The sequence below is a fragment of the Pseudomonas sp. 10-1B genome (assembly GCF_000935045.1).
In the GTDB taxonomy this organism is placed as follows: Bacteria; Pseudomonadota; Gammaproteobacteria; order Pseudomonadales; family Pseudomonadaceae; genus Aquipseudomonas.
This window is the reverse complement of record NZ_JYKS01000022.1, coordinates 26,933-52,563: the sequence shown is the minus strand read 5'-3', so window position 1 is coordinate 52,563 and position 25,631 is coordinate 26,933. Positions and strand designations below refer to the sequence as shown.

The window sequence follows — 25,631 nt, the reverse complement described above, 5'->3', positions numbered from 1 at the left end:
CACTGTCTGAGAGTGCTTATTATTTGCGCCTACCCAATCAAGGACGACGGCCTGGCGGGAAACCCTGAAACTTTTTAAAAATTCTTCGCTCAGCCCTCACGAAGAATCCGCAGGTAAGGCGTGTACTGCTCGGCACGCAGCCCCAAGGTATGGGTCAGCGCCTTGAGCACGGCATCGGGCTTGTCGATTTCGAACACACCAGACACCTTGCGCTGGCGCAGGCCATCGCCCAGCAGCACGGTCTGGCCTGGCCAATAGCGGTTCAACTCGGCGACCACCTCGGCCAGCGGCTGCTGGCTGAACACCAGTTGCCGCTGCCGCCAGGCAAAGGCGCCGGCGGGGTCGAATGGGTGCAGGGCGTCCAGCGAGCCTGCTGCATACTCCACCGCCTGCCCCGGTTCTAGGAATACCCCCAGGCCACTGCCAGCATTGACCTCGACCTTGCCTTGGGCGACTTTGACCCGAGTCTGCCCAGCGTCACTGGCCACGCTGAAACGGGTGCCGACCACCCGCACCCAACCATCACCCGCATTCACCACGAACGGCCGGGCGGGGTCGCGCGCCACGTCGAACCAGGCTTCGCCACGCAATAGCCGGACCCGTCGCTCACCTTGCGCCAGCACGACCTGTATCGCCGTATCGGTGTTCAGTTGCAGCTGCGAGCCGTCGTCGAGCCGGATGCTGCGTGACTCCCCCGTAGCCGTGGCATAGTCGGCGCGCCAACGGTCGATGAAAGGCGTCTGGCCAATCAGCAAGCCAAGCAACAAGGCCGCCGCAACGCCCTGGGCAACCTTGCGCCAGGTTCGCCGGGCAGGCTTGCGCCACTGCTGGCGCTGCTGTTCACGCAGGCGTGCAGCAGGTGCCTGCAAGGCGCCCAGCAACAGGATCACTTCGTCCCAGGCCTGCGCCTGCGCAACCCCTGTGGCCTTCCAGGCAGCGAACGCCGCCTGCTCCTCGGGCGTGACATCGTCGGCCTGCAGACGGTAGTACCAGGCTGTAGCTTCGGCAAATAACTGCTCGCTGTCGGGCGTTTCGCTCATCGGGATATCTGTCGTTCCAGGGTTCATGGCCGCAGCGTCCTCACCTGGCCGGCCAGTTGCCGCTTGATGAAGGCGCGACAGTCGAGCAGTGCCCGGCGCAGCTGGTATTCGACGCTGCGTGGCGTGATGTTCATGCGCTCGCCGATTTCCCGGTAGCTGCAGCCGTCGACATGATAGAGCAGGAAGATATGCCGGGTAGCCTCGGGCAGCGACTCGATCGCCGCCTGCATCAAGGCGTGCTGCTGCTGGTCGAGCAGTTGCTCTTCGACACCGGGGTCGTCGCTGGCCAGATCCTCACTGGGTTCGCCACCGTCCAGGCGCTCGCGCCGAATCATCTGGCGCTGGTGATCGCGTACCAGGTTGCTGGCGATGGTGAAGAGAAAGGCCGGCAGGTTGTCGATCTGCTTGTCGGCAGGCAGCCGCGCCAGGCGCAGGAACGATTCCTGGGTCAGGTCGGCGGCTACCTGGGCATTACCGGTGCGCCGCGCAACAAACGCTTCCAGCGCTTTCTTCTGCTCGGTGAACAGACGAGCGATCTGCTTGTTCCATGAGGACACGGCACGTCTCGGCTCAAGGTCTCGGAGGTGCGCACGCTAGCAGATGATGAGATGTATTCGCAATTGATGCCCGCGCAAGGTGCGACTCGGTGCCAGTCAGTAAAGCCTATAAGGCACATTGGGGCTGCTGTGCAGCCCATCGCCGGCAAGCCAGCTCCCACAGGTACCGTGCAGATCTCAAGCTTTGCACAGTCTCTGTAGGAGCTGGCTTGCCGGCGATGGGCCGCAAAGCGGCCCCCAGAAATCTCAAACCCTGTCCCAAACCTCGAAGTGATACCCAGGCTTGCCTTCTTCAGCCTGTGCCTCGCTCGACACCAGTTTCCACTGCCCCTGATCGAACTCAGGAAACCAGGCATCCCCCGCCGGTGCCAATTCCACCCGCGTCAGGTACATCCGGCTGACCAGCCCCTTCTCCAGCGCCTGCCCATACAACTGCGCCCCGCCAATCAGCATCAGCTCATCGACGCCTTTCTCAAGCGCCCACTGCTCGGCCCGCACCAGCGCCTGTTCCAGGGAGCTAAACACCTCGGCCCCGGCCAGTTCCAGCCCGGCCTGCCGGCTGACCACGATATTCAACCGCCCGGGCAGCGGCCGCCCCAGCGAGTCCCAGGTCTTGCGCCCCATGATGATCGGCTTGCCCAGGGTGGTGGCCTTGAAATACTTGAAGTCCCCCGGCAAATGCCAGGGCATGGAGTTGTCGATGCCGATCACACGGTTCTCGGCGTGAGCCGCGATCAGGCTGAGGGGGAGTGATGTATTCATGCCAGCGAGGATAGCACCGGGCGTGTGGGTTATGCTTCTGCCCTGACCTGTGCAATGGAAGACCTTGTGACTGCACCGACTCCACTGGACAAGCGCTGGCTAACCGAAGCGGTACGCCTGCGCGAAGAACACGCCGGCCTGCTGGAAGATCAGGAAGCCAACCGCCATGCGCGCCAACTCGGCGGCGACCTGGCGATGCGGATCGAAGCTCGGGCGCTGTTCCTGGCCGAACGCGATGGCATCAGCACCGCCCTGCGCCACTGGAAGCAGGGCGCGCGCCTGGCGTTGCTGGCCTTGCTGCTGATGGCCGTGCTCAGCGGTGCAGGCCTGGCGCTGGCCGCCCTCGGCGACGGGCAACGCCCGGTGAATGTGTTCTGGGCGCTGGGCAGCCTGCTCGGGCTGAACCTGCTGATGCTGCTGGGCTGGGCCGTCGGTTTTGCCGTGAGTGGCGAACATGGCGCGGGGCTGGGCCGCCTGTGGCTGTGGCTGAGCGAACGCTTTGCCCGTGACGCCAAGGCCGCGCACCTGGCGCCGGCGCTGCTGGTGCTGCTGCAACGCCAGCGCCTCAACCGCTGGCTGCTCGGCCTGCTGGTGCATGGCCTGTGGCTGCTGGCGATGCTCACGGCCTTGGGCATGCTGCTGACCTTGCTCGCCACCCGTCGCTACGGCTTTGTCTGGGAAACCACGCTGCTCGCCGCCGACCCGTTCATTCACCTCACCCAAGCCTTGGGCGCCCTGCCCTCGTTGCTGGGCTTTGCCGTACCTGACGAAGCCATGATCCGCGCCAGCGGCGACAGCCTGCCGGCTCTGGACCTGGCGCGCCAGGCCTGGGCCAGCTGGCTGCTCGGCGTGGTGCTGGTATATGGCCTGCTGCCACGCCTGCTGCTGGCCGGGCTATGCCTGTGGCGCTGGCGCCAGGGCCGCGAACGCCTGGCGCTGGACCTGAGCCTGCCCGGCTACGCGCAACTGCGCGAAGCGCTGATGCCGCGCAGCGAACGCATCGGCGTGCAGGATGCTGCGCCCGAAGCCTTGCCGCAGTTCGCCGCCGGCCAGCTGGAAAGCGGCAGCAGCGGCGCCCTGCTGGTCGGCCTGGAGCTGGACGACCAGCGCCCCTGGCCGCCGGCCCTACCCAAAAGCGTGACCGATGCCGGCGTACTCGACAGCCGCGAATCGCGTAACCGCCTGCTCGAACAGCTCAGCCGCTTCCCTCCTGCACGCCTGGCCATCGCCTGCGACCCACGGCGTTCGCCCGACCGCGGCAGCCTGGCGTTGCTCGCCGAACTGGCGCGCAATGCCGGCGCAACCCGTATCTGGCTGCTGCAGGCAGCACCGGGCCAGGCCCTCGATGCCCAGCGCCTCGGTGACTGGCACGAAGCCCTCGACCGCCTTGGCCTGGCGCACGCCGACACCTCACCGCTGACCTGGCTGGAGCATGGCCATGACTGAGCCACTGAAACTGGCCGTGGTCGGCCACACCAACGTCGGCAAGACCTCGCTGCTGCGCACCCTGACCCGCGACGTGAGCTTTGGCGAAGTGTCCCACCGCCCCAGCACCACCCGCCATGTGGAAGGCGCGCGCCTGTCGGTGGATGGTGAACCCTTGCTGGAGCTGTACGACACCCCGGGCCTGGAAGACGCCATCGCCCTGCTCGATTACCTCGAGCGGCTGGAGCGCCCGGGCGAACGCCTGGACGGCCCGGCCCGCCTGGAGCGTTTTCTGCAAGGCAGCGAAGCACGCCAGCGTTTCGAGCAGGAGGCCAAGGTGCTGCGCCAGTTGCAGGCCAGCGATGCCGGCCTGTATGTGATCGACGCACGCGAGCCGGTGCTGGCCAAGTACCGCGACGAACTGGAAGTGCTGGCCAGCTGCGGCAAGCCATTGCTGCCAGTGCTGAACTTCGTCGCCAGCCATCAGCACCGCGAACCACAATGGCGTGAAGCCCTTGCCCGGCTTGGCCTTCACGCGTTGGTGCGGTTCGACAGCGTGGCCCCGCCAGAGGACGGCGAGCGCCGTTTGTACGAGAGCCTGGCCCTGCTGCTGGAAGGCGCCCGCCCGGCCCTGCAGCGGCTGATCGACGACCAGCAGGCCCAGCGCCTGGCTCGTCGACACAGCGGCAAGCGCCTGATTGCCGAGTTGCTGCTGGACTGCGCCGCCTGTCGGCGCAGTGTCGAGGCCGAGCCAGCGGCCGAAGCCCGCGCCATCGAGGCCTTGCGACACGACGTGCGTCAACGCGAACAGCGCTGTGTCGAGGCGCTGCTCAAGCTGTATGCCTTCCGCCGCGAGGATGCCCATGCCAGCGACCTGCCCTTGCTGGATGGCCGCTGGGGCGACGACCTGTTCAACCCCGAAACCCTGAAACTGCTGGGCGTGCGCCTGGGCAGCGGGGTAGCGGCCGGGGCTGCGGCAGGTGCCGGGGTCGATCTGCTGGTTGGCGGACTTACCTTAGGTGCAGCGGCGTTGGCCGGGGCGATTGCCGGCGGCGCGCTGCAGACGGCGCGCAACTATGGTTCGCGGTTGATGGGCAAGCTCAAGGGCAAGCGCGAGCTGACCGTGGATGACACCGTATTGCGGCTGCTGGCCTTGCGTCAGCAGCAGTTGATGGTGGCGCTGGATAGCCGCGGACATGCGGCGCAGGACAGCATCAGGCTAGGAGAGCTGGATGAGAAAGCCTGGCGCGAGGGCAAGCTGCCAGAGGCGCTGGTGAAGGCCCGGGCGCATCCGCAGTGGTCGACGCTGAACCCTGGTGCGAAACTGAACCAGGCGGAGCGACAGGAGCAGTTGGAGGCGCTGGTTTCACAGATTTGAGCCAGCAGGCCCGGCCCTATCGCCGGCAAGCCAGCTCCCACAGGAACCCCACAGCCTTCAAGACCTGCGCAGTACCTGTGGGAGATTCTATGGTTTCTGGCAAAGGCACCAGGGTTGCCAGGTGCTCGCCACAGCATCTTTCAGCCCTGATGCGATCCTGTGGGAGCTGGCTTGCCGGCGATAGGGCCGGTGCTGGCAACCAGGATTTCAGAGTAAAGCCAAAGCCTTCTGCTTCAACCCATCCAGGTCAATCAGCGGCACCCCGACCTCCTTGGCCTTCTCATCCCACTCCCGCATGCGCAAGCTCACCTCGAACAGCGGATCCCGCTCGAACGCATCCGCCTCGGCCTCATTCATCATGCCCCCCTGATACCCCAAGGTACGCCGGCTCGCCTCGCTCAAGCGCTGGTAATACCCCGGCTGGCGCAAAGTCAGGTAGCGCTTGGCTTCCACGTGATATTGCACCAGTCGCACCATACGCTCGCCAAAGCCACAGCGGCGCAGGTACTCGGCACCAATGCGCTCATGGCTGACCACCCCGTAGCCGCCCATGCTGGCGTCACCGCCACACAGGTGGCCAATGTCGTGGAAGAACGCTGCCAGCACCACTTCGTCATCGAAGCCTTCGGCCATGGCCAGTTGCGCGGCCTGGGACATGTGTTCGAGCTGGGTGATGGCTTCGCCGATGTAGTCGTCGCTGCCGTGGCGCTCATACAGGGCGAAGGTGCTGTCGATGATCTGGGCTGGGGTAGGCATCGGTATCTTGTCCTGGCTTGATAGCGGCGGTGGCCTCTTCGCGGGCTTGCCCGCTCCCACAGGTACTGCGCAGGTCTTCAACTGCGCGCTATCCCTGTGGGAGCGGGCAAGCCCGCGAAGAGGCCGGTACAGGTTACTGCTGGGCCACCTTCTCCGACTTGCCATCATAGCGCTTGCGCCACTCGGCCAGGATCTGGTCACGGTTCTTCGAAGCCCAGGCAAAGTCGTTCTTGATCAGGCGCTGCTCATAGTCCGCCGGCAGCTCGGTCTGCGGCTTGGCAATGCCCGGCGCGGCCAGCACGGCGAAGTTCTCCTTGTACAGCTCCATGGCCGCCGGGCTGGCCGAGAAATCGGCCAGGCGCTTGGCCGCATCCGCCTTGGGCGAACCCTTGATCACCGCAGTCGCCTCGATCTCCCAACCCAGGCCTTCCTTCGGCAGCACGATGTCCAGCGGTGCACCTTGGCGCTTGAGCTGCACGGCCGGGTACTCGAACGAGATACCAATCGGGAACTCGCCCGCCGCCGCCAGCTTGCACGGTTTGGAGCCAGAATGAACGTACTGGCCGATGTTCTGGTGCAAGGCATCCATGTAGGCCCAGCCCTGCGGCTCGCCATAGGTCTGCAGCCAGGCGCTCACATCCAGGAAGCCGGTGCCGGACGAGGCCGGGTTAGGCATGACGATCTTGCCTTTGTACTCGGGCTTGGTCAGGTCCTGCCAGCTCACTGGCTTGCTCAGGCCCTGTTTCTCGGCCTCGACGGTGTTGAAGCAGATGGTCGCGGCCCACACGTCCATGCCGACCCAGGCCGGCGGGTTGGCAGCATCGCGGTAGTTGCCGGCGATCTTGTCCAGGTCCTTCGGTGCATAGGCTTCGAGCATGCCGTTCTGGTCGAGAATGGCCAGGCTGGAGGCGGCCAGGCCCCACACCGCGTCGGCTTGCGGGCGGTCTTTCTCGGCCAGCAGCTTGGCGGTGATGATGCCGGTGGAATCACGAACCCACTTGATCTCGATGTCCGGGTTGGCCTTCTCGAAGGCCTGCTTGTAGCTCTTCAGTTGCTCCGCTTCCAGGGCGGTGTAGACCGTCAGCTGGGTGCCGGCGGCCGAGGCCTGCAGGCTGAACACGGCGGAAACGGCAGCGGCAAGTGCAAGGTGCTTGTACATGGGTAGGTTCCTTACAGATCAGACGGTCGCGGCGCGTTGGCGCCAGGCTTGGGAGCGGCGCAGCAGGCCGCGTGAGGCTGCGGCCAGCAGCAGTGAAGCGCCGGCACTGGTCAGCAGAATCAGGGTGGACATGGCGGCAGCACCGCCGACGTTGCCGGCGTCGTCCATGTTCAGCACGGCGACGGCAGCCAGGATGGTGTCGGGGCTGTACAGGAAGATCGCCGCCGACACGGTGGTCATTGCCGAAACGAACAGGTAGCGGATGATGTCCAGCAGCGCCGGCAGGCAGATCGGTACGGTCACCCGCAGGAAGTGCTTGTACAGCGGCGCCTTCAGCGACAGCGCGGCAGCCTCGAACTCGCCGTCGAGCTGGCGCAGGGCGGTGGTCGCTGTCATCTGCGCGGTGGTCAGGTAATGAGCGATGGTGCACACCACCAGCAGCCCCATGCCGCCGTAGAACACATGCAAAGGGTTGCCGTTCAGGTTGAAGAAGAAAACGTAGCCCAGGCCCAGCACCAGGCCCGGCACGGCCATGGGGATGAAGCTGAGCAGGCGCAGCACCTGGTTGAGTAGGCGTTGGCCCTGGGTCTTCTCCATCAGGTAAGCGCCGGTGAAGATCACGATACTGCCGATCAGCGCGGTGCCAACGGCCATGGTCACGCTGTTGCGATAGGCCAGCCAGCCGCCACCGGCGGTGTCTTCGAACATGTAGTGGCGCAGCGACAACGACAGGTTGTAGGGCCAGAAGGTAACCAGCGACGAATACACCGCCATGCCGATCACCAGCAGCAACGCCGCGCACACCAGCAGCACGATGGCCAGGAAGCAGGCATCGCGGCGCCGCGATGGCTTGGGCTCGAACACCTGGGCACGGCCGCTCATGGCCTCGCCCTGGCGCCGGCGCAGCCAGGCATCGACGCTGAAACTGAGCAGCGCCGGCACCAGCAGCACCATGCCGATCAGTGCGCCACGGCCAAACTGTTGCTGGCCGACCACCGCCTTGTAGGCCTCCAGGGCCAACACCTGATAGTCGCCACCGACCACCACCGGCACACCGAAGTCGGTGATGGTCAGGGTGAACACCAGGCAGAACGCCGCGAACACCGCCTGGCGCGTGGCCGGCCAGGTGATGCTGGTGAACGCCCGCCAAGGGCCGGCGCCCATGCTGGACGCCGCGTCGAACAGGCGTGCATCGGCCAGCGACAGCGCCGACAGCAGAATCATCAGCGCGTGCGGGAAGGTGTAGATGACCTCGCCCAGCACGATGCCCCAGAAGCCGTAGATGTTGTCGCTGAGCAGCCCGCGCAATAGCCCCTGGTTACCGAATAGGTAGACCAGTGCGATGGCCGGCAGCATCGACGGCGCCAGCAGCGGCAGCAGCGAGATCCCCCGCCACAGGCCCTTGGCCGGAATCAGCGTGCGTTGCAGGGCATAGGCGAACAGGTAGGCCAGGGGCACCACGATGGCCGCAACGGTGAAGGCCACCGACAGGCTGTTGCCCAGCAACCAGTGGAAGTTGTCACTGGCAAACAGTTCACGGGCCGCCAGCAGGCCGCCACCCTGGCCCGCCTCGGCGCTGAAGCCGCGCCAGAAAATCGCCAGCAGCGGCATCAGCACAGCCAGCAGCAGAAGGATCAGCAGCAGGCTCTTGCCGCCGACGACGAATAGCCGGTCACCCATGGCGACGCCTGCACGCGGCGCGGCCTTGGTTTGGGTCTGCGGCAGGGACATTGGCGCGGCCATCTCAGGCAAACACCTGCAGGCTCTGCGGCGGCAGCGCCACCCAGATGTCCTGCGAGCCCAGCTGCGGCATGGCCTCGGGGGCCAGCTCCGCCAGCAGTGCATGGCCTGGCAGGGCCTTGAGTTCGAAACTCATGCGGCAGCGGTTACCGAGGAAGGTGATTTCACGGACCATGGCCGGGAACAGGTTTTCTTCATGCACCACCGGGTTGACCGTGATCGCCTCCGGGCGGCAGAACAACCGGCCGCTGCTGGCCTGGGCCGAACCCGGTGCCAGGCGCATGTTCATGCCACCGACCTGGGCATGGCTGTCATCGCTGCGCTGGAACGGCAACCAGTTACCCTGGCCGACGAACTCGGCGACGAACGGCGTCGCCGGCTGGTCGTAGATTTCCTGCGGGGTGGCGTACTGCTCGACCTGTCCGTTGTTCATCACGGCAATGCGGTCGGCCATCAGCATGGCTTCGTCCTGGTTGTGGGTAACCATCAGCGTGGTGATGCCCAACTGGCGCTGCAGCTGGCGCAGTTCGCTGCACAGGTGCTCACGCACCCGGGCATCCAGCGCCGACATCGGCTCGTCGAGCAACAGCAACGAGGGCGACGGCGCCAGCGCGCGGGCCAGGGCCACGCGTTGCTGCTGGCCACCGGAGAGCTGGCCGGGGTACTTCTTCTCACTGCCGGCCAGGCCCACCAGTTCGAGCATTTCCGCCACCCGCTGGCGGGCCTGCTCGCGGCCGCTGCCGGTCAGGCCGTAGGCGATGTTGGCTTCGACGGTGAGGTTGGGGAACAGCGCGTAGGACTGGAACAGGATGCCGTAGTCACGGGCCTGGGGCGGCAGCGTGGAGATATCGCGCTGGCCGATGTACAGCGTGCCGCGGTCCTGGCGCTCCAGGCCGGCGATACAGCGCAGCAGCGTGGTCTTGCCACAGCCGGACGGGCCGAGCAGGCACACCAGCTCGCCGGCGGCGATGTCCAGCGAGACATCGTTGAGCGCCGTGAAGGCACCGAAGCGCTTGTGGATGTTGCGCACTTTCATCTGTGCGCCGGGGGTGGCGTGGTTCATGGCAAGGCCTCATCGAAGAGATGGGGCCATGCTAGGAAGGCTGTGCGAAGGTTCTGTGGCTTTTGGGCAAAAGCCAGCGATAGTGGTATAGGCAGATTTTGTAGTGGCTTGCGAGGGCCTCTTCGCGGGCTCGCCCGCTCCCACAGGGCCTCCACAAAATTCAAACCCGATGCAGTACCTGTGGGAGCGGGCAAGCCCGCGAAGAGGCCAACACAGCTTTAGAAATGGGAACCGGCCACTTCCTGCGCCACCCCCAGGAATGCCGCCGGCAACCGGGCCTGGCGCCGCTCCTTCAGGCAATACAGGTATTCATGCATCACCGGCGCATTCTCCAGCGCCAGCACCCGCAACTCCGGGTTGTGTGGCACCTCATGGCGGGCAATCACACTGATGCCGATATTGCGCAGCACCGCCTCGCGAATCGACTCCCGGCTGCCGATTTCCAGCAACGCCCCGGCCTTCACCCCCGCCTCTTGCATCATCTGCTCGGTCAGCTTGCGCGTGGTCGAGCCCTTCTCGCGCATCAGCAGGCAATGCCCGGCCACCACCTCGATCGACACCGCCTGGCGATGGGCCAACGGGTGATTGCGGTGCACCGCTACCACCAATGGGTCGCTGCCCAGCACCCGCCGTACCAGGCGCGCGTCTTCCACCAGTTGCGACGAAGCGGCGATATCCACCCGGTAGTCCTCGAGCATCTCCAGCACCTGCTGCGAATTGCCGATCTCCATCGCCACTTCCACCTGGGGCAGGCGTTCGCGAAAGATCTTCACCAGGTCGAGAACGTAGTAAGGTGCCGTGGCCGCAATACGCAGGCTGCCCTGGGCCTGGCCGCTGTTGCGCAGTTCGAACTCGATGTCGGCCTCCTGCTGCAGCAACGCCTTGACCATCGGCAGCAGGCGCACGCCCTCCTCGCTCAGCACCAGGCGCCGCCCGCCGCGGTAGAACAGCTCCACCGCGTAGTGGCTTTCCAGGTTGCGAATCTGCGTGGTCACCGTGGGCTGACTGAGCCCGAGCTTCTTCGCCGCCAGGGTGATACTGCCCAGGCGGGCCACCATGTAGAAGGCTTTCAGCTCCGAACTCAGCATGCACGTCCTCTATTTGCGCAACAGGCGCAAGCCGTTGAACACCACCAGCAGGCTCACGCCCATGTCGGCGAACACCGCCATCCACATGGTGGCCATACCGGCAAAGGTGATCGCCAGGAATATCGCCTTGATGCCCAACGCCAGAACGATGTTCTGCATGAGGATCGCCGCACTTTGCCGCGACAGCCTGACGAAGGCCGGGATTTTCCGCAAGTCGTCGTCCATCAGCGCCACGTCTGCAGTCTCGATGGCGGTGTCGGTACCGGCCGCCGCCATGGCAAAGCCGATCTCGGCACGGGCCAGGGCCGGCGCATCGTTGATGCCGTCACCGACCATGCCCACACGATGGCCCTGACCGTACAGCGCTTCGATGGTCTTGAGCTTGTCGGCAGGCAGCAGATTGCCTTCGGCGCGGTCGATACCCACCACAGCGGCAATGGCCTGGGCGGTATGCGGATTGTCACCGGTCAGCATGACAGTCTTGATACCCAGTTCGTGCAGCTCGGCGATGGCTTGGCGGCTGCTGTCCTTGACCGTGTCGGCCACGGCGAACAGCGCCAGCGGGCCAGAGCCGTCCAGCAACAGGACCACGGTCTTGCCCTGACGCTCAAGCGTGTCCAACTGGGCCTCCAGCGTGGGCGAACATAGCCCCAGCTCCTCTACCAGGCGGTGGTTGCCCAGGTGGTAGACCTCACCGCCGATGCTGCCACGCACGCCGCGCCCGGCCAGGGCCACGAAGTCGTCAACCTCGCTCAAGGCCAGGCCTTGCTCCTTGCCAAACAGGGCGATGGCACGGGAAACCGGGTGGTCCGAACGCTCTCCCAGGCTGGCGGCCAGGGCTTGCGCGCGGCCTTCGAACAGCGGCTCCAGTACCTTGGCGTCGGTTTGCACCGGCTTGCCATGGGTGATGGTGCCGGTCTTGTCCAGGGCCAGGAAGTCCAGGTGGCGACCGCCCTCGAGGTACACGCCCCCCTTGATCAGGATGCCTTTGCGTGCAGCAGCGGCCAGGCCGCTGACGATGGTCACCGGGGTCGAGATCACCAGCGCGCATGGGCAGGCCACCACCAGCAGCACCAGGGCGCGGTAGACCCAGTCGAACCAGGCACCGGCCATGAACAGTGGCGGGATCAGCGCCACCGCCAGGGCAATGGCGAATACCGCCGGGGTATAGATGCGCGAGAAACGGTCGACGAAGCGCTGGGTTGGCGCCCGTGCACCTTGGGCTTCCTCGACGGCCTTGATGATCCGCGCCAGGGTCGATTGCCCGGCAGCAGCGGTGACACGGAACTCCAGCGCCCCCGCCTGGTTGATGGTGCCGGCGAACAGCATGTCGCCCGTCACCTTCTCCACGGGCAGGCTTTCGCCGGTGATCGGCGCCTGATCGACGCTGGATTGCCCGCTGGTCACTTCACCGTCCAGGCCGATGCGCTCGCCAGGGCGTACCCGCACCAAAGCACCGATGGCCACCTCGCGCACCTCCACTTCCCGCCACTGACCATCAGCCTGCTGCACGGTAGCCATGTCCGGAGCCAACTGCATCAGGCCGCTGATGGCATGGCGCGCGCGGTCCAGCGAGCGCGCTTCGATCAACTCGGCGACGGTGAACAGCACCATCACCATGGCCGCTTCCGGCCACTGGCCGATCAGCACGGCGCCGGTCACGGCGATGCTCATCAGCGCGTTGATGTTGAGGTTGCGGTTTTTCAGGGCGATCCAACCCTTCTTGTAGGTGCCCAGACCGCAACCAAGGATCGCCGCCAGCGCCAGCGCCGCCACCACCCACTCAGGGGCCAGCGCGGCAAAGTGCACGACTTCGGCGGCGATCGCCGCAATACCGGATAGTGCCAATGGCCACCAACGAGCCTTGGCCGGTTGTGGCGCCGCTGGCGTGACGTCGTCCTCAGCGCCAAGTGGCTCGGCTTTCATGCCCAGGCTGTCGATGGCTCGCTCGATCTCGACAGTGCCGCCCAGCGTGTGGCGTACACCGAGCACGCGGTTGATCAGGTTGAACTCCAACTGCTCGATGCCCGCCAACTTGCCCAGCTTGTCCTGGATCAGGGTCTGCTCGGTGGGGCAATCCATGGCCTCGATGCGGAAACGGCTGAACTGGGCGTGGCTGCTGGCTTTCTCGCTCAACTGCACCAGGGCAGGCGCAGCGCTAGCGCCACAACAGCTATGGGTGTGGTGGTCGTGCTTGTGTTCGTGGCTGGCAGGCTGGTTCATGAGGTCGTCCTTAATTTGCGCCTGTTGCCAAGTGAACACCCTGTAGCCACTATAGGGTCAAGCCACTTGCTGGAGATTTCGTGATGAAGATCGGAGAATTGGCCAAAGCCACCGACTGCGCCGTGGAAACCATTCGCTATTACGAGCGCGAGCACTTGTTGCCGGAACCAGCCCGTAGCGACGGCAACTACCGGCTGTACACCCAGGTCCACGTCGAGCGACTGACCTTCATCCGCAACTGCCGCACCCTGGACATGACCCTGGACGAAATCCGCAGCCTGCTACGCCTGCGCGACAGTCCGGATGACTCGTGTGGCAGCGTCAATGCGCTGATAGACGAGCATATCGAGCATGTGCAGGCGCGGATCGATGGGCTGGTGGCGTTGCAGGAGCAGTTAGTGGAGCTGAGGCGGCGCTGCAATGCGCAGGGGTCGGAGTGCGCGATCTTGCAGCGACTGGAGACGAATGGGGCAGTATCGGTGCCTGATACCGAGTATTCGCATGTGGGGCGGAGTCATGGGCATTGAGCCAAAAGCTTCGCGGGCACGCCCGCTCCCACAGGGATAGCACAAGGCTTGGGCCTGTGACATACCTGTGGGAGCGGGCGTGCCCGCGAAGAGGCCAGCTCAGGCGATAGAGAACGATCAGACCGCCATTGGCGCCGTCATCGGCGCATGGTGCTCATACCCTTCCAGCCAGAAATCACCCGGCTCGATCTTCTCCAGCCACTCCGGCTCGTACTTGCCGGTTTCGGCAAACGCCGGCACACGATCACTGATCACCAGCTTCGGCGCTTCCAGCGGCTCGCGCTTGAGCTGCTCGTTGAGCATGTCCAGGTGGTTTTCATACACATGGGCATCGCCGATGAAGTAGGTGAACCAGCGCGGGGTATAACCGGTCAGGCGACCGAACAGCGACAGCAGCGCAGCGCCTTCGGTGAGGTTGAACGGTGTGCCCAGGCCCAGGTCGTTGGAGCGGATGTAGAGGGTCAGGGAAATTTCCCTGGTCTTCACGTTCGGGTGGAACTGGTACAGCAGATGGCACGGCGGCAGGGCCATTTCGTCCAGCTGGGCGCAGTTCCAACCGTGGAACAGGATACGTCGGCTGCCCGGGTCGTTGGCGATGGTGTCCAGGCACTGGCGTACCTGGTCGATGGCCTTGTACAGGATGACGAAGGCGACGCCGTCCTCTTCGTCCTGGGCAATACGACGGAAGCCCGCCTTTTCGGCCATTTCGATGGCCGCCGGGTTGCTCAGCGGGATGCGCTTGTAGCCCGGCCACTGGCGCCATTGCACGCCATAGATTTCGCCCAGGTCGTCATGGCCCTGGCGGAACGGGTTGGCCAGCCATTGGGCGTTTTCGTTGGCGTTCTGGTCCCAGACCTTGCAGCCCAGCTCACGGAATTCACCAGCGTTCTTCACGCCGCGCAGGAAACCGACCATTTCGCCGATCGCCGACTTGAACGCCAGCTTGCGCGTGGTGATGGCCGGAAAGCCCTTCTGCAGGTCGAAACGCAGCATGGCGCCCGGCAGGCTGATGGTGCGGATGCCAGTGCGGTTTTCCTGCAACGTGCCGTTTTCGATGACCTCACGGACCAGGTCTAGATACTGTTTCATGGCTTACCTGTAACAAGAACGGCAGGGGGATCGCCCCTGCCGCAAGAATCAAACTGTGGCCTTGGCCGTCGGTTTACGGTTGTAGGCCCACCAGATCAGGAAGATGCCGCCGACGATCATCGGCACACACAGCAACTGCCCCATGGTCAACCAACCGAAGGCGATGTAGCCGAGCTGGGCATCGGGTACTCGGACGAACTCCACGATGAAACGGAAGATGCCGTAGAACAGCGCGAACATGCCAGAAACGGCCATGGTCGGGCGCGGCTTGCGCGAATACAGCCAAAGGATGACGAATAATGCCACACCTTCGAGCGCGAATTGGTACAGCTGCGACGGGTGACGCGGCAACTGCGCGGGGTCGCTGAACGGCGGGAAGATCATCGCCCATGGCACGTCGGTAGCCTTGCCCCACAGCTCGGCGTTGATGAAATTGCCGATACGCCCGGCACCCAGGCCGATCGGCACCAGCGGGGCAACGAAGTCCATCAGCTCGAAGAATGACTTGTTGTTGCGCTTGCCGAACCACAGGGCCGCCAGCATCACCCCGATGAAACCGCCGTGGAACGACATGCCGCCCTTCCATACCTCGAAGATCAGCGTCGGGTTGGCCAGGTAGGCGTGCAGGTCGTAGAACAGCACGTAGCCCAGGCGCCCGCCGACGATCACCCCCATCGACAGCCAGAACACCAGGTCGGAGAGCTTTTCGCGGGTCCAGGCAGGGTCGAAACGGTTGAGCCGGCGCGAGGCGAGCAGCCAGGCGCCGCCGATACCGATCAGGTACATCAGGCCGTACCAATGGATTTTCAGCGGCCCGATGGCCACGGCCACAGGGTCTATCTGCGGGTAAGGCAGCATGGAACTTCCTCTCGATTCAAATCAAAAAGCTGAGGCCGACACAGAACAGCAGGGCTGCGAACAGGCGTTTCAACAAACGTGGCGACAGCTTGTGCGCCAGGCGCGCGCCGAAGCGGGCAAAGAACATGCTGGTCACGGCAATGCCAACCAGCGCCGGCAGGTACACGTAACCCAGGCTGTGGGCCGGCAGGTGCGCCTCGTGCCAGCCCAGCAGCATGAAGCTCAGGGCACTGGCCAGGGCAATCGGCAGGCCACAGGCAGAGGACGTGGCTACCGCCTGCTGCATGGGCAGGCTGCGCCAGGTCAGGAACGGCACGGTCAGCGAACCACCGCCGATGCCGAAAATGGCCGAAGCCCAGCCAATCACCCCACCGGCGCCGATCAGTGCGGGTTTGCCAGGGATGCCACGGCTGGCCTTGGGCTTGAGGTCCAGGGCCATCTGGGCGGCGATGACCAGGGCGAACACACCGATGATCTTTTGCAGCAGCGGGCCCTGGATCAGCGAGGCAGTCTTGGCGCCGATACCGGCCCCGAGGAGGATGCCGAGGGTCATCCAGGCGAAGATCGGCCACTGCACCGCGCCCTTGCGATGGTGCTCGAGCACCGCGTTGATCGAAGTGAAGACGATGGTTGCCAGCGAAGTACCGACCGCCAGGTGAGTCAGCACCGAGGCATCGAAGCCTTGCAAGGTGAAGCTGAATACCAGCACCGGCACGATGATGATGCCGCCGCCCACACCGAACAGCCCGGCCAGCACGCCGGCGCAGGCGCCCAACAGCAGATAGAGCACGAATTCCATTCGTCTTCCCCGAGAAATCAATCCGGCATGGTAACGGAAGCCGGGCTCGGGGCTCTAGTGAAGTCTGTGACAGGATGGATCCGCCTCGCCGCAGTGGGTACAGTGGCAAAAAACCCAGAGGCCCGACCGATGTGCCTGATCGTATTCGCCTGGCGGCCGGGGCATGCCCTGCCGCTGATCGTGGCGGCCAACCGCGACGAGTTCTATGCCCGCCCTACCCAGGCCCTGGCGGCCTGGGAGGATGCACCCGGGGTGCATGCCGGACGTGACCTGGAGGCCGGCGGCACCTGGCTGGGCGTGGGGCCGCAGGGGCGGTTCGCGGCACTGACCAATATCCGCGACCCGGGCCAGGCGCTGGGGCCGCGCTCGCGGGGTGAACTGGTGGCGGCGTATCTGCAGGGCGAACTGGGGGTCGAGGCTTACCTGGACCAGGTAGCCAGCCGCAGCGGGCAGTATTCGGGGTTCAACCTGTTGGTGGGTGATGGGCGGCAGCTGGGTTACCTGCATGCCCGGGACGTGGCGCCACGCTTGCTGGAGGCCGGGGTATATGGGCTTTCCAATGCCGGGCTGGATACGCCGTGGCCGAAGCTGGTGAAGGCGCGCACTGGGTTGGAGAGGCTGCTGGATACGGCCGATCCACAGCGGTTGCTGGCGTTGCTGGCGGATGACCAGCCTGCGGCTGACGGTGATCTACCGGAGACAGGTGTGGGGCTGGCGACCGAGAAGTTGCTGTCGAGTGTGTTCATTGCCAGCCAGAACTATGGGACCCGGGCGAGTACCGTGCTGATTGTGGATGATCAAGGTAGAAGGCGGCTGGTCGAGCGCAGTTTCGGGCCTTTTGGGGGGCATCTTGGGGAAGTTGAGCTTTCAGTCTGACCCTTTGATGTTGCCTGTCCTGGCCTCTTCGCGGGCTTGCCCGCTCCCACAGGCATTTCACAAGATTCGAGCCCTGTGGAGTATCTGTGGGAGCGGGCGAGCCCGCGAAGAGGCCGGCCCAGGCAACATCATACTTACAGGGTTTTATTGGCCCCAGGCCCAATCATCCGCGCCAACCCAAGGTTCTTCAGGGCCAACTGCAGCGAGCTGTGGATAACCTGCGGGTTGTCATGGCTCAAGGCCTCGGCCAGCAGCTCCTTGGCCTTGCCCATGTTGATCTGGCGCAGCATCCACTTCACCTTCGGCAAGTTGGTGGCGTTCATCGACAGGCTGTCGAAGCCCATCGCCATCAGCAGGATCGCCGCCGCCGGGTCACCGGCCATCTCGCCGCAGATACTTACCGGCTTGCCTTCGCCATGGGCATCGCGCACCACCGTGTTCAGCGCCTGCAGCACCGCCGGGTGCAGGTAGTCATACAGGTCGGCGACCCGCGGGTTGTTGCGGTCCACCGCCAGCAGGTACTGGGTCAGGTCGTTGGAGCCGACCGACAGGAAGTCCACCTGCCGCGCCAGCTCCTTGGTCTGGTACACCGCGGCCGGGATCTCCACCATCACGCCCACCGGCGGCATCGGCACGTCGGTGCCTTCGTCACGCACCTCGCCCCAGGCGCGGTGGATCAGGTGCAGCGCCTCTTCCAGCTCATGGATGCCGGAAATCATCGGCAGCAGGATGCGCAGGTTGTTCAGCCCTTCGCTGGCCTTGAGCATGGCGCGGGTCTGCACCAGGAAGATTTCCGGGTGGTCGAGGGTGACGCGAATGCCGCGCCAGCCAAGGAACGGGTTTTCTTCCTTGATCGGGAAGTACGACAGCGCCTTGTCGCCACCGATGTCGAGGGTACGCATGGTCACCGGCAGCGGGTGGAAGGCCGCCAACTGCTCGCGGTAGATGGCCAACTGCTCTTTTTCGCTGGGGAAGCGCTGGTTGATCATGAACGGTACTTCGGTGCGGTACAGCCCAACCCCTTCGGCGCCGCGCTGCTGGGCGCGCGCCACATCGGCGAGCAGGCCGGTGTTGACCCACAGCGGCATGCGGTGGCCGTCAGGGGTAACGCACGGCAGTTCGCGCAGAGCATCCAGGCCCTGGGCCAGCTGGCGCTCTTCCTCGACCACATCGCTGTACTGTTTGCGCAGCACTTCGCTGGGGTTGGTGAACACCTCGCCCTTGTAGCCGTCGACGATCATCTCGATGCCGTCGACCTTGGAATACGGCAGGTCGACCAGGCCCATCACCGTGGGGATGCCCATGGCACGGGCCAGAATGGCGACGTGGGAGTTGCCCGAGCCCAGTACCGAGACCAGGCCGACCAGCTTGCCTTCCGGCACTTCGCCGAGCATCGCCGGGGTCAGTTCTTCACTGACCAGGATCGTGTTGTCGGCGTACACCAGCGACTGCGAACGGGCTTCCTGCAGGTAGGCCAGCAGGCGCCGGCCAAGGTCCTTGACGTCCGAGGCGCGCTCACGCAGGTAGTCATCATCCATCAGCTCGAAGCGGTTGACGTGCTCGCCGACTACCTGGCGCAAGGCGCCCTGGGCCCACTGGCCGGTCTTGATGACAGCGGTCACCTCACCGCCCAGGGCGGCGTCTTCGAGCATCATCAGGTACACATCGAACAGCGCCCGTTCTTCCGGGCGCAGCTGGGTGGCCAGCTTGGCCGACAGCTTGCGCATGTCGTCGCGCACGCCTTCGAGGGCGTTCTGGAACAGTTTGAGTTCGGCGTCGATGTCTTCGACGGCCTTGTCCGGCACCACTTCCAGGTCGGCCGGTGGCAGCATCACCACGGCACGCCCCACGGCAGCGCCTGGCGAACCTGGCACACCGACGAAGCGCGCCTCCTGGATGCCCTTGCCCTGACGGCCCAGGCCACGGATCGAACCAGTGGCCTCGGCGTGGGCGATTACCCCGGCGAGCTGGGCGCTCATGGTGACCAGGAAGGCTTCCTCGCCCTCGTCGAACTGGCGGCGCTCCTTCTGCTGGATGACCAATACCCCGACCACACGGCGATGGTGGATGATCGGTGCACCCAGGAAGGAGGCGAATTTTTCTTCGCCGGTTTCGGCAAAGTAGCGGTAACGCGGGTGGTCGGCGGCGTTTTCCAGGTTCAGCGGCTCTTCCCGGGTACCGACCAAGCCGACCAGGCCTTCGTTGGGGGCCATGCTGACCTTGCCGATGGAGCGCTTGTTCAAGCCTTCGGTGGCCATCAGCACGAAGCGGTTGGTTTCCGGATCGAGCAGGTAGACCGAGCAGACCTGGCTGCCCATGGCTTCCTTGACGCGCAAGACAATGATCCCCAACGCCGACTTGAGATCTTTGGCGGAGTTTACTTCCTGGACGATCTTGCGCAGCGTATTGAGCATGGCTCGGGGTCGAACTCCGTCGTCAGTCGCGCGTCAGCAGGCGCGGTGCTAGCTCTTTCAGGGCGCGTCGGTAGACCTCGCGCTTGAATGTCACAACCTGGCCCAGCGGGTACCAATAGCTGACCCAGCGCCAGCCGTCGAATTCCGGCTTGCCGGTCAGGTCCATCCGCACCCGTTGTTCGTTGCTGACCAGACGCAACAGGAACCACTTCTGTTTCTGGCCAATGCACAGCGGCTGGCTGTGGGTACGCACCAGTCGCTGGGGTAAACGATAACGCAACCAGCCGCGGGTGCAGGCAAGAATTTCCACATCATCGCGTTCAAGGCCAACTTCTTCGTTCAGCTCGCGGTACAGGGCATCTTCCGGCGTTTCGTCAGGGTTGATGCCACCCTGGGGAAACTGCCAGGCATCCTGGTTGATCCGTCGAGCCCATAGCACCTGCCCGGCATCATTCGTGAGAATGATCCCGACATTGGGGCGAAAACCATCCGGGTCGATCACGGCAGCAACCTCGCAAACGCATGTCACCGCATTGTTCCACAAAGCTTGCGAGCGCAGCAACGCGCCCGCCAAGCTTATGTGCAGCAGCGTGCAGCACCGCGACGCGGGCAACCGAATGCGAAATGCGCGAGGGCAGCTATACCGGGCGATGCATGCGGTGACCGGTGGTATCGCTCAGGACTTGAGCTTGCCGGGGCCGCTGTGCGGCCCATCGCCGGCAAGCCAGCTCCCACAGGGACCGTGCAAAACCGCTTTTTGTGGGAGCTGGCTTGCCGGCGATGGGCTGCAAAGCAGCCCCAAATTCCATCAGACTGGCTTGGCCCCCATCAGCCCGGCAATGGACAGGAAGCAAACCCCACTGAACACTGCCAACGCCAGGGTAAAGCGCAGCCCCACCACCTCGGCCTTGCGCAGCCGGTTCAGCCGCACCAGCAGCCACCACACGGCAAACGCGCCGAACGTATAGATGATGCTGGACGCCAGCACCCAGGTCTGCCCCAGCGGCCAACCCACCAGGTGTACCAGCCACCAGCCGGTGAACGGCATGCTCACCAGGCACAGGCCCATCACCAGCCAGACGAACAGCAGCGGCCGCCGTAGCAGCTTGGCATAGGCCTCGGCATCGCCCTGGCGGCGGGCGCGCACGGTCCAGATCGCCAGGCCCAGGGCGCCCAGCAGCAGGAGTGCGGTGGCGATGATGTGCAGGGTCTTGAGGGTGGTCAGGTGTTCCATGTCACTGTTGTCCTTAGCAGGCCATTTTGTGCTGGCTTCTTCGCGGGCTTGCCCGCTCCCACAGGGAAATAACTGGCCCTAAGGCCTGCGCTGTACCTGTGGGAGCGGGCAAGCCCGCGAAAGGGCCATCAGCCCCAGCTTAGCCGCTCAACCCAGGAACAGCTTGTAAGCCGGGTTCTCGGTCTCGTCCCAGTACGGGTAACCAATCTTGGCTAGCGCCGCCGGCACCAGGTGGCGCTCATCTTCCGGAACCTGCAGCCCGGCCACCACACGCCCGTCTGCCGCACCATGGTTACGATAATGGAACATCGAGATGTTCCAGCGCCCGCCCAGCTTGTTGAGGAAGTTGAACAACGCCCCCGGTCGCTCGGGGAACTCGAAGCGCAGCACCATTTCGTCACTGGCGCCAGCCGAATGGCCGCCGACCATGTGGCGAATATGCATCTTGGCCAGCTCGTTGTCGGTCAGGTCGGTAACCGGGAAACCCTGCTCGGTCAGCTGTTGAACCAGCGCCGCCCGCGGGTCGTTTTCCGGGTGGGTCTGCACACCGACAAAGATATGCGCCTCGTCGGAGGTGTGCTTGCGGTAGTTGAACTCGGTGATCTGGCGCTTGCCGATCGCTTCGCAGAAGGCCTTGAAGCTGCCCGGGCGCTCGGGGATGGTCACGGCGATGATCGCTTCGCGCTTTTCACCCAGCTCGGCACGCTCGGCCACATGGCGCAGGCGGTCGAAGTTGACGTTGGCGCCGGAATCGATGGCCACCAGGGTCTGGCCGGTCACGCCGTACAGCTCGACGTACTTCTTGATGCCCGCCACGCCCAAGGCGCCAGCAGGTTCGGTGATCGAGCGGGTATCGTCGTAGATATCCTTGATTGCCGCACAGATCTCATCAGTGCTGACAGTGACCACCTCATCCACATGGTGGCGGCAGATATCGAAGGTGTGCTGGCCGATCTGCGCCACCGCCACGCCGTCGGCGAACAAGCCCACCTGCGGTAGCACCACGCGCTCGCCGGCAGCCATGGCCGCCTGCAGGCAGTTGGAGTCGTCCGGCTCGACGCCGATCACCTTGATTTCCGGGCGCAGGTACTTCACATAGGCGGCAATGCCGGCGATCAGGCCGCCACCGCCTACGGGCACGAAGATCGCATCCAGCTGGCCAGGGTGCTGGCGCAGGATTTCCATGGCCACGGTGCCCTGGCCGGCAATGGTGTGCGGGTCGTCGTAGGGGTGGATGTAGACGAAGCCCTTTTCATCCACCAGTTTCAGCGAATAGGCCAGTGCCTCGGGGAACGAGTCGCCGTGCAGCACCACCTTGCCGCCCCGCGACCGCACGCCTTCGATCTTGATCTCCGGGGTGGTCTTGGGCATCACGATGGTGGCCTTGATGCCCATCTCGCGCGCAGCCAGGGCCAGGCCCTGGGCATGGTTGCCGGCCGAAGCGGTGACCACGCCACGGGCCAGTTCTTCCGGGGTCAGCTGCGCCAGCTTGTTGTAGGCCCCGCGGATCTTGAACGAGAACACCGGCTGCAGGTCTTCGCGCTTGAGCAGAATCTGGTTGCCCAGGCGCTTGCTCAGCTGCCCGGCGCTCTGCAGCGGGGTTTCGACCGCAACGTCGTAGACGCGCGAGGTGAGGATCTTCTTGACGTACTGTTCGAGCATCGGGAAAGCATCACTGGGCCGCGGGACAAGGGCTGCGAGTCTACCCCAGCGCTACGTCGGGCGACCACAGCAAAGCCGTGCGAGCCGTTATACTAGGCAACTTTGAAACCGCCCTGCCCCTTCCGGAGCCCGCATGACCCAGGACCAACTCAAACAGGCCGTCGCCCAGGCCGCTGTCGACTTCATTCTGCCCAAGCTGGATGAAAAGAGCGTCGTCGGCGTCGGTACCGGTTCGACCGCCAACTTCTTCATCGACGCCCTGGCTCAGCACAAGACCGCCTTCGACGGCGCGGTCGCCAGCTCCGAAGCCACTGCCCAGCGCCTGAAGGGCCATGGCATCCCGGTCTACGAGCTGAACAGCGTCAGCGAGCTGGAGTTCTACGTGGACGGCGCCGACGAGAGCGACGCGCACCTGAACCTGATCAAGGGCGGCGGCGCGGCCCTGACCCGCGAGAAGATCGTCGCCGCCGTGGCCAAGACCTTCATCTGCATCGCCGACGCCAGCAAGCTGGTGCCGGTACTGGGCGCCTTCCCGCTGCCGGTCGAAGTGATCCCGATGGCCCGCAGCCACGTGGCGCGCCAACTGGTCAAACTGGGCGGCGACCCGGTGTACCGCGAAGGCGTGGTGACCGACAACGGCAACGTGATCCTGGATGTGTACAACCTGCAGATCACCAACCCGGTAGAGCTGGAAGCGCAGATCAACGCCATCGTTGGCGTGGTGACCAACGGCCTGTTCGCGGCGCGGCCGGCGGACTTGCTGCTGCTGGGTACCGCTGAAGGTGTGAAGAGCCTGAAAGCCGAGTGATGGCAATCGCCGGCAAGCCAGCTCCCACAAGTACTGCACAGGGCCTGAAATCTGTGGGGTACCTGTGGGAGCTGGCTTGCCGGCGATAGGGCCCTCACAGGCAATCAATCCGCCGGCTGCTTGAACACATAGAACAGGTTCGGCTCACTGACGAGGTAAATGGTCCCCGCCTCGTCCATCGCAATCCCCTCCGCCTGCGGCACCGTCGCCTGCAACCCCTGGAAGCCCTTGCGCAACGACAGGGTACTCAGCGGCCTGCCTTCCACATCCAGCTCCAGCACCAGCCGCGACTCGTCGGAAAGCGCCAGCAGGTGCCCGCTGCGCTCATCGAACTGCAAACTCGACAAGTCCCGCACGAACAGCCGTGAATCGCGCTTGCGGTCCTGTACCACATGCACCGCATAGGGCTGCTGCGGGTTGTCATGCGGGAAGCCATGCACCTCGTAGATCAGCATCGGGTCACGCTCCTTGGCCACGAACAGGCGCTTGCCCGCCGAATCGTAGGCCAGGCCTTCGAAGCCTTTATTGCCATTGAGGCCAATGCCCAGGGTCAACTGCTCGGCATCAGCGGCATCGAGAAATATCGTGTCGTCCTCCAGCCGCACGCGAATCAGCCGCTGCTGGCGTTCATCGGTGATCACATAGCTGTTCGGCCCGACATACTCCACGGCCTCCGGGTCGCCGAAACCGGTCAGCGGCACCCGCCGCAGGATGCGGCCGTCCAGCGACAGCTCGATCAGCTCCGAGCGGGAATTGGTGACGGTGAACAGGGTCTTGCGGTCAGGGTCGTAGGTCAGCGCCGAGATGTCGTCGTCCAGCCCTTCGACCGGCTGCGCCTCCACCACCACCCGGTAGCGATCCAGGCCGATGCTCTGCTGGGCGGGCTGCCACCAAGTCTTCAGGTTGAACCAGCCACGTTCGAACAGGCGGAACTCCTGCCCGGCCCAGCCAAGCAGGAGCAGGCCGATAACGGCCAGAACAAGGGACAGGCGAACAAAATGGCGCATGAAGGGAGACTCGACATAAGGGTGGCGAATCTAACCATGAACAGCTGAAGTAAAGCTTAATGCCAGCATCCGAAAAAGCGGATATTGGGGTCAGTTCTTTCTGAAGCGGTAGAACAGTGCCGGCTCGCTGACCATGTACAGGTTGCCCTTGTCGTCCAGGGCCACGCCTTCGGCACGCGGAATGGTGCCCTGCAGGCCGTTGAAGCCGCCCAGCAGGGTCATGAAACTGACTTGCTGGCCTTGCTCGTCCAGCTCCAGCAGCATGTTGGAATCGGCCGACAGCACCAGCAGGTGGCCGGTGCGTGGGTCGACGCCGAGCGCCGAGAGGTTGCGCAGGTCGAGTTCATCGCTGGGCAGCCGCTGCTTGTCACCCTTGAGCGGGCTGCGGCCGTCGGTGTTCCAGGTATACAGCTTGGGTGGGCGCTCCTCGCCGATGATCAGGCGCTGGCGCAGCGGGTCCCAGGCCACGGCTTCGAAGCCCTTGTTACTCTTTACCGACGGGCCCAGGTCGTAGCTTTTGAAGTCATCGTGGTTGAGTGAAGCTGTTTGTGCATCCACCTTGACCAAGGTCAGGTCGTGCGCGCGCTCGTCGGTGATCGCCAGGTAGCCGTCTTCCAGCACGGTGACGCCTTCCGGGTTGTTCCAGCCGTGCAGCGGGATCTTGCGCAGCACATCGCCATCCAGGCTCAACTCGACCAGGATCGGGTTCTTGCCCATGACCGCGAACAGGGTGCGGGTACGCGGGTTGAAAGCCACGTCTGAGGCTTCGTCATCGTCCATGCCCGGCAGCGGCTTGGCATCGATATCGACCTGGTAGTCCGGCAGCCATACGCTTTCGCTGCGCTCGGCGGTGCCTTCGAAGCCTTCCTTGACCCACAGCGCACCGCGGTCATCCCAATGCATGGCCACAGCCACGCCATAGCCGATCACCGCCGCCACGGCCAGGCCGAAGGGCCAGCGCAGGTAGAAACGACGCTTGAGGGTTGCCGGGGCGCTGGAGGGGGATGGCATGCGGGGGTCCTGGGGTAATGGGCGTAAGTCCGCGCATTATCCAGAAAGGGTGTGAAAAAATCGGTAAACAGGACCGACCTCTTCGCGGGCACGCCCGCTCCCACAGGAACTGCGCAACACTCAAGGCGGCGCTGTCCCTGTGGGAGCGGGCGCGC

Annotated in this window: 23 protein-coding genes; 5 read left to right on the top strand and 18 right to left on the bottom strand. The window is 64.6% G+C overall.

Translation table 11 applies throughout. The features are described from left to right. Positions 1 to 89: 89 nt before the first annotated feature. The 3 genes from TZ03_RS13330 to TZ03_RS13320 all read right to left on the bottom strand — a co-directional run bounded on the left by TZ03_RS13330 (position 90) and on the right by TZ03_RS13320 (position 2,359). Positions 90 to 1,067 carry a FecR family protein gene (locus tag TZ03_RS13330; protein WP_236692830.1) on the bottom strand — a complete coding sequence of 326 codons (978 nt, stop codon included), beginning with the start codon at positions 1,065 to 1,067 and terminating at the stop codon, positions 90 to 92. Then, entirely contained in the window at positions 1,064 to 1,597 is a 534-nt protein-coding gene (locus tag TZ03_RS13325) for an RNA polymerase sigma factor (RefSeq protein WP_051098233.1), read from the bottom strand. Before TZ03_RS13325 ends, TZ03_RS13330 begins: the two co-directional genes overlap by 4 nt. 246 nt (positions 1,598 to 1,843) lie before the next feature. Further along, complete coding sequence (locus TZ03_RS13320) at positions 1,844 to 2,359, bottom strand: dihydrofolate reductase (RefSeq protein WP_051098232.1); 516 nt, start codon at positions 2,357 to 2,359, stop codon at positions 1,844 to 1,846. 54 nt (positions 2,360 to 2,413) lie between these two features. On the opposite strand from TZ03_RS13320, the gene TZ03_RS13315 reads away from it, so the two are divergent. Continuing rightward, a complete protein-coding gene (locus tag TZ03_RS13315; protein WP_051098231.1) occupies positions 2,414 to 3,805 on the top strand; it encodes a DUF2868 domain-containing protein in 1,392 nt (463 codons plus the stop codon). After that, entirely contained in the window at positions 3,798 to 5,162 is a 1,365-nt protein-coding gene (locus TZ03_RS13310) for a GTPase/DUF3482 domain-containing protein (protein WP_051098230.1), read from the top strand. Before TZ03_RS13315 ends, TZ03_RS13310 begins: the two co-directional genes overlap by 8 nt. 207 nt (positions 5,163 to 5,369) lie before the next feature. Here the strand turns inward: TZ03_RS13310 and TZ03_RS13305 are convergent, their stop codons facing one another. From TZ03_RS13305 to TZ03_RS13280, 6 genes are all read right to left on the bottom strand, one after another. Beyond that, positions 5,370 to 5,918, bottom strand: a complete 549-nt coding sequence (locus TZ03_RS13305; RefSeq protein ID WP_051098229.1) for a phosphonate degradation HD-domain oxygenase — start codon at positions 5,916 to 5,918, stop codon at positions 5,370 to 5,372. Between the two features lie 133 nt (positions 5,919 to 6,051). Continuing rightward, complete coding sequence (locus tag TZ03_RS13300; protein WP_051098228.1) at positions 6,052 to 7,077, bottom strand: putative 2-aminoethylphosphonate ABC transporter substrate-binding protein; 1,026 nt, start codon at positions 7,075 to 7,077, stop codon at positions 6,052 to 6,054. Positions 7,078 to 7,095: 18 nt separating this feature from the next. Next, the gene (locus TZ03_RS13295; RefSeq protein WP_051098227.1) at positions 7,096 to 8,820 is read right to left on the bottom strand and encodes a putative 2-aminoethylphosphonate ABC transporter permease subunit; all 1,725 of its coding nucleotides are present in this window, start codon (positions 8,818 to 8,820) and stop codon (positions 7,096 to 7,098) included. A 1-nt stretch (position 8,821) separates the two neighbouring features. After that, positions 8,822 to 9,880, bottom strand: a complete 1,059-nt coding sequence (locus TZ03_RS13290) for a putative 2-aminoethylphosphonate ABC transporter ATP-binding protein (RefSeq protein WP_051098226.1) — start codon at positions 9,878 to 9,880, stop codon at positions 8,822 to 8,824. A gap of 218 nt (positions 9,881 to 10,098) precedes the next feature. Further along, positions 10,099 to 10,968, bottom strand: a complete 870-nt coding sequence (locus TZ03_RS13285) for a LysR family transcriptional regulator (RefSeq protein WP_051098225.1) — start codon at positions 10,966 to 10,968, stop codon at positions 10,099 to 10,101. A gap of 9 nt (positions 10,969 to 10,977) precedes the next feature. After that, a complete protein-coding gene (locus tag TZ03_RS13280) occupies positions 10,978 to 13,191 on the bottom strand; it encodes a heavy metal translocating P-type ATPase (protein ID WP_051098223.1) in 2,214 nt (737 codons plus the stop codon). A gap of 83 nt (positions 13,192 to 13,274) precedes the next feature. Between TZ03_RS13280 and cadR the strand changes: the two genes are divergently transcribed. Continuing rightward, positions 13,275 to 13,718: a cadmium resistance transcriptional regulator CadR gene (gene cadR / locus TZ03_RS13275; protein WP_051098221.1), complete on the top strand. Its 444-nt coding sequence runs from the start codon at positions 13,275 to 13,277 to the stop codon at positions 13,716 to 13,718. Between the two features lie 117 nt (positions 13,719 to 13,835). Here the strand turns inward: cadR and TZ03_RS13270 are convergent, their stop codons facing one another. Genes TZ03_RS13270 through TZ03_RS13260 form a run of 3 tightly spaced genes read right to left on the bottom strand, consistent with a single transcriptional unit; the run spans position 13,836 to position 16,464 of the window. Then, positions 13,836 to 14,807 (bottom strand): thymidylate synthase, encoded by a 972-nt coding sequence (locus TZ03_RS13270; protein ID WP_051098219.1) that lies wholly within the window; start codon positions 14,805 to 14,807, stop codon positions 13,836 to 13,838. Positions 14,808 to 14,855: 48 nt separating this feature from the next. Beyond that, positions 14,856 to 15,665, bottom strand: coding sequence for a prolipoprotein diacylglyceryl transferase (gene lgt, locus TZ03_RS13265; protein WP_051098217.1), 810 nt, complete (start codon positions 15,663 to 15,665; stop codon positions 14,856 to 14,858). Between the two features lie 16 nt (positions 15,666 to 15,681). Further along, positions 15,682 to 16,464, bottom strand: a complete 783-nt coding sequence (locus TZ03_RS13260) for a sulfite exporter TauE/SafE family protein (protein ID WP_051098215.1) — start codon at positions 16,462 to 16,464, stop codon at positions 15,682 to 15,684. A 129-nt stretch (positions 16,465 to 16,593) separates the two neighbouring features. On the opposite strand from TZ03_RS13260, the gene TZ03_RS13255 reads away from it, so the two are divergent. Continuing rightward, a complete protein-coding gene (locus tag TZ03_RS13255; RefSeq protein ID WP_051098213.1) occupies positions 16,594 to 17,340 on the top strand; it encodes an NRDE family protein in 747 nt (248 codons plus the stop codon). A 134-nt stretch (positions 17,341 to 17,474) separates the two neighbouring features. Here the strand turns inward: TZ03_RS13255 and ptsP are convergent, their stop codons facing one another. From ptsP to ilvA, 4 genes are all read right to left on the bottom strand, one after another. Then, the gene (gene ptsP / locus TZ03_RS13250; RefSeq protein ID WP_051098211.1) at positions 17,475 to 19,754 is read right to left on the bottom strand and encodes a phosphoenolpyruvate--protein phosphotransferase; all 2,280 of its coding nucleotides are present in this window, start codon (positions 19,752 to 19,754) and stop codon (positions 17,475 to 17,477) included. A gap of 22 nt (positions 19,755 to 19,776) precedes the next feature. Continuing rightward, a complete protein-coding gene (locus TZ03_RS13245) occupies positions 19,777 to 20,256 on the bottom strand; it encodes an RNA pyrophosphohydrolase (RefSeq protein ID WP_003249017.1) in 480 nt (159 codons plus the stop codon). 306 nt (positions 20,257 to 20,562) lie between these two features. Then, a complete protein-coding gene (locus TZ03_RS13240) occupies positions 20,563 to 20,988 on the bottom strand; it encodes a DUF2269 domain-containing protein (protein WP_051098209.1) in 426 nt (141 codons plus the stop codon). A 147-nt stretch (positions 20,989 to 21,135) separates the two neighbouring features. Then, positions 21,136 to 22,650, bottom strand: coding sequence for a threonine ammonia-lyase, biosynthetic (ilvA, locus tag TZ03_RS13235; RefSeq protein WP_051098207.1), 1,515 nt, complete (start codon positions 22,648 to 22,650; stop codon positions 21,136 to 21,138). 133 nt (positions 22,651 to 22,783) lie between these two features. Here ilvA and rpiA point away from each other — a divergent pair, with 133 nt between their 5' ends. Continuing rightward, entirely contained in the window at positions 22,784 to 23,458 is a 675-nt protein-coding gene (gene rpiA, locus TZ03_RS13230) for a ribose-5-phosphate isomerase RpiA (RefSeq protein WP_051098204.1), read from the top strand. Between the two features lie 104 nt (positions 23,459 to 23,562). Here rpiA and TZ03_RS13225 read toward each other — a convergent pair whose 3' ends face one another. Further along, positions 23,563 to 24,465 (bottom strand): SdiA-regulated domain-containing protein, encoded by a 903-nt coding sequence (locus tag TZ03_RS13225; protein ID WP_051098203.1) that lies wholly within the window; start codon positions 24,463 to 24,465, stop codon positions 23,563 to 23,565. A gap of 90 nt (positions 24,466 to 24,555) precedes the next feature. After that, positions 24,556 to 25,476, bottom strand: a complete 921-nt coding sequence (locus TZ03_RS13220; protein WP_051098201.1) for an SdiA-regulated domain-containing protein — start codon at positions 25,474 to 25,476, stop codon at positions 24,556 to 24,558. Between the last annotated feature and the right edge of the window lie 155 nt (positions 25,477 to 25,631).

Coding starts and splice junctions, on each gene's coding strand:
- TZ03_RS13300 (WP_051098228.1), bottom strand. CDS start 7,077: ATGTACAAGCACCTTGCACTTGCCGCTGCCGTTTCCGCCGTGTTCAGC.
- TZ03_RS13225 (WP_051098203.1), bottom strand. CDS start 24,465: ATGCGCCATTTTGTTCGCCTGTCCCTTGTTCTGGCCGTTATCGGCCTG.
- TZ03_RS13305 (WP_051098229.1), bottom strand. CDS start 5,918: ATGCCTACCCCAGCCCAGATCATCGACAGCACCTTCGCCCTGTATGAG.
- cadR (WP_051098221.1), top strand. CDS start 13,275: ATGAAGATCGGAGAATTGGCCAAAGCCACCGACTGCGCCGTGGAAACC.
- TZ03_RS13295 (WP_051098227.1), bottom strand. CDS start 8,820: ATGGCCGCGCCAATGTCCCTGCCGCAGACCCAAACCAAGGCCGCGCCG.
- TZ03_RS13320 (WP_051098232.1), bottom strand. CDS start 2,359: ATGAATACATCACTCCCCCTCAGCCTGATCGCGGCTCACGCCGAGAAC.
- TZ03_RS13240 (WP_051098209.1), bottom strand. CDS start 20,988: ATGGAACACCTGACCACCCTCAAGACCCTGCACATCATCGCCACCGCA.
- ilvA (WP_051098207.1), bottom strand. CDS start 22,650: ATGCTCGAACAGTACGTCAAGAAGATCCTCACCTCGCGCGTCTACGAC.
- TZ03_RS13310 (WP_051098230.1), top strand. CDS start 3,798: ATGACTGAGCCACTGAAACTGGCCGTGGTCGGCCACACCAACGTCGGC.
- TZ03_RS13280 (WP_051098223.1), bottom strand. CDS start 13,191: ATGAACCAGCCTGCCAGCCACGAACACAAGCACGACCACCACACCCAT.
- TZ03_RS13290 (WP_051098226.1), bottom strand. CDS start 9,880: ATGAACCACGCCACCCCCGGCGCACAGATGAAAGTGCGCAACATCCAC.
- ptsP (WP_051098211.1), bottom strand. CDS start 19,754: ATGCTCAATACGCTGCGCAAGATCGTCCAGGAAGTAAACTCCGCCAAA.
- lgt (WP_051098217.1), bottom strand. CDS start 15,665: ATGCTGCCTTACCCGCAGATAGACCCTGTGGCCGTGGCCATCGGGCCG.
- TZ03_RS13260 (WP_051098215.1), bottom strand. CDS start 16,464: ATGGAATTCGTGCTCTATCTGCTGTTGGGCGCCTGCGCCGGCGTGCTG.
- TZ03_RS13220 (WP_051098201.1), bottom strand. CDS start 25,476: ATGCCATCCCCCTCCAGCGCCCCGGCAACCCTCAAGCGTCGTTTCTAC.
- TZ03_RS13330 (WP_236692830.1), bottom strand. CDS start 1,067: ATGAACCCTGGAACGACAGATATCCCGATGAGCGAAACGCCCGACAGC.
- TZ03_RS13285 (WP_051098225.1), bottom strand. CDS start 10,968: ATGCTGAGTTCGGAGCTGAAAGCCTTCTACATGGTGGCCCGCCTGGGC.
- TZ03_RS13270 (WP_051098219.1), bottom strand. CDS start 14,807: ATGAAACAGTATCTAGACCTGGTCCGTGAGGTCATCGAAAACGGCACG.
- rpiA (WP_051098204.1), top strand. CDS start 22,784: ATGACCCAGGACCAACTCAAACAGGCCGTCGCCCAGGCCGCTGTCGAC.
- TZ03_RS13315 (WP_051098231.1), top strand. CDS start 2,414: ATGGAAGACCTTGTGACTGCACCGACTCCACTGGACAAGCGCTGGCTA.
- TZ03_RS13255 (WP_051098213.1), top strand. CDS start 16,594: ATGTGCCTGATCGTATTCGCCTGGCGGCCGGGGCATGCCCTGCCGCTG.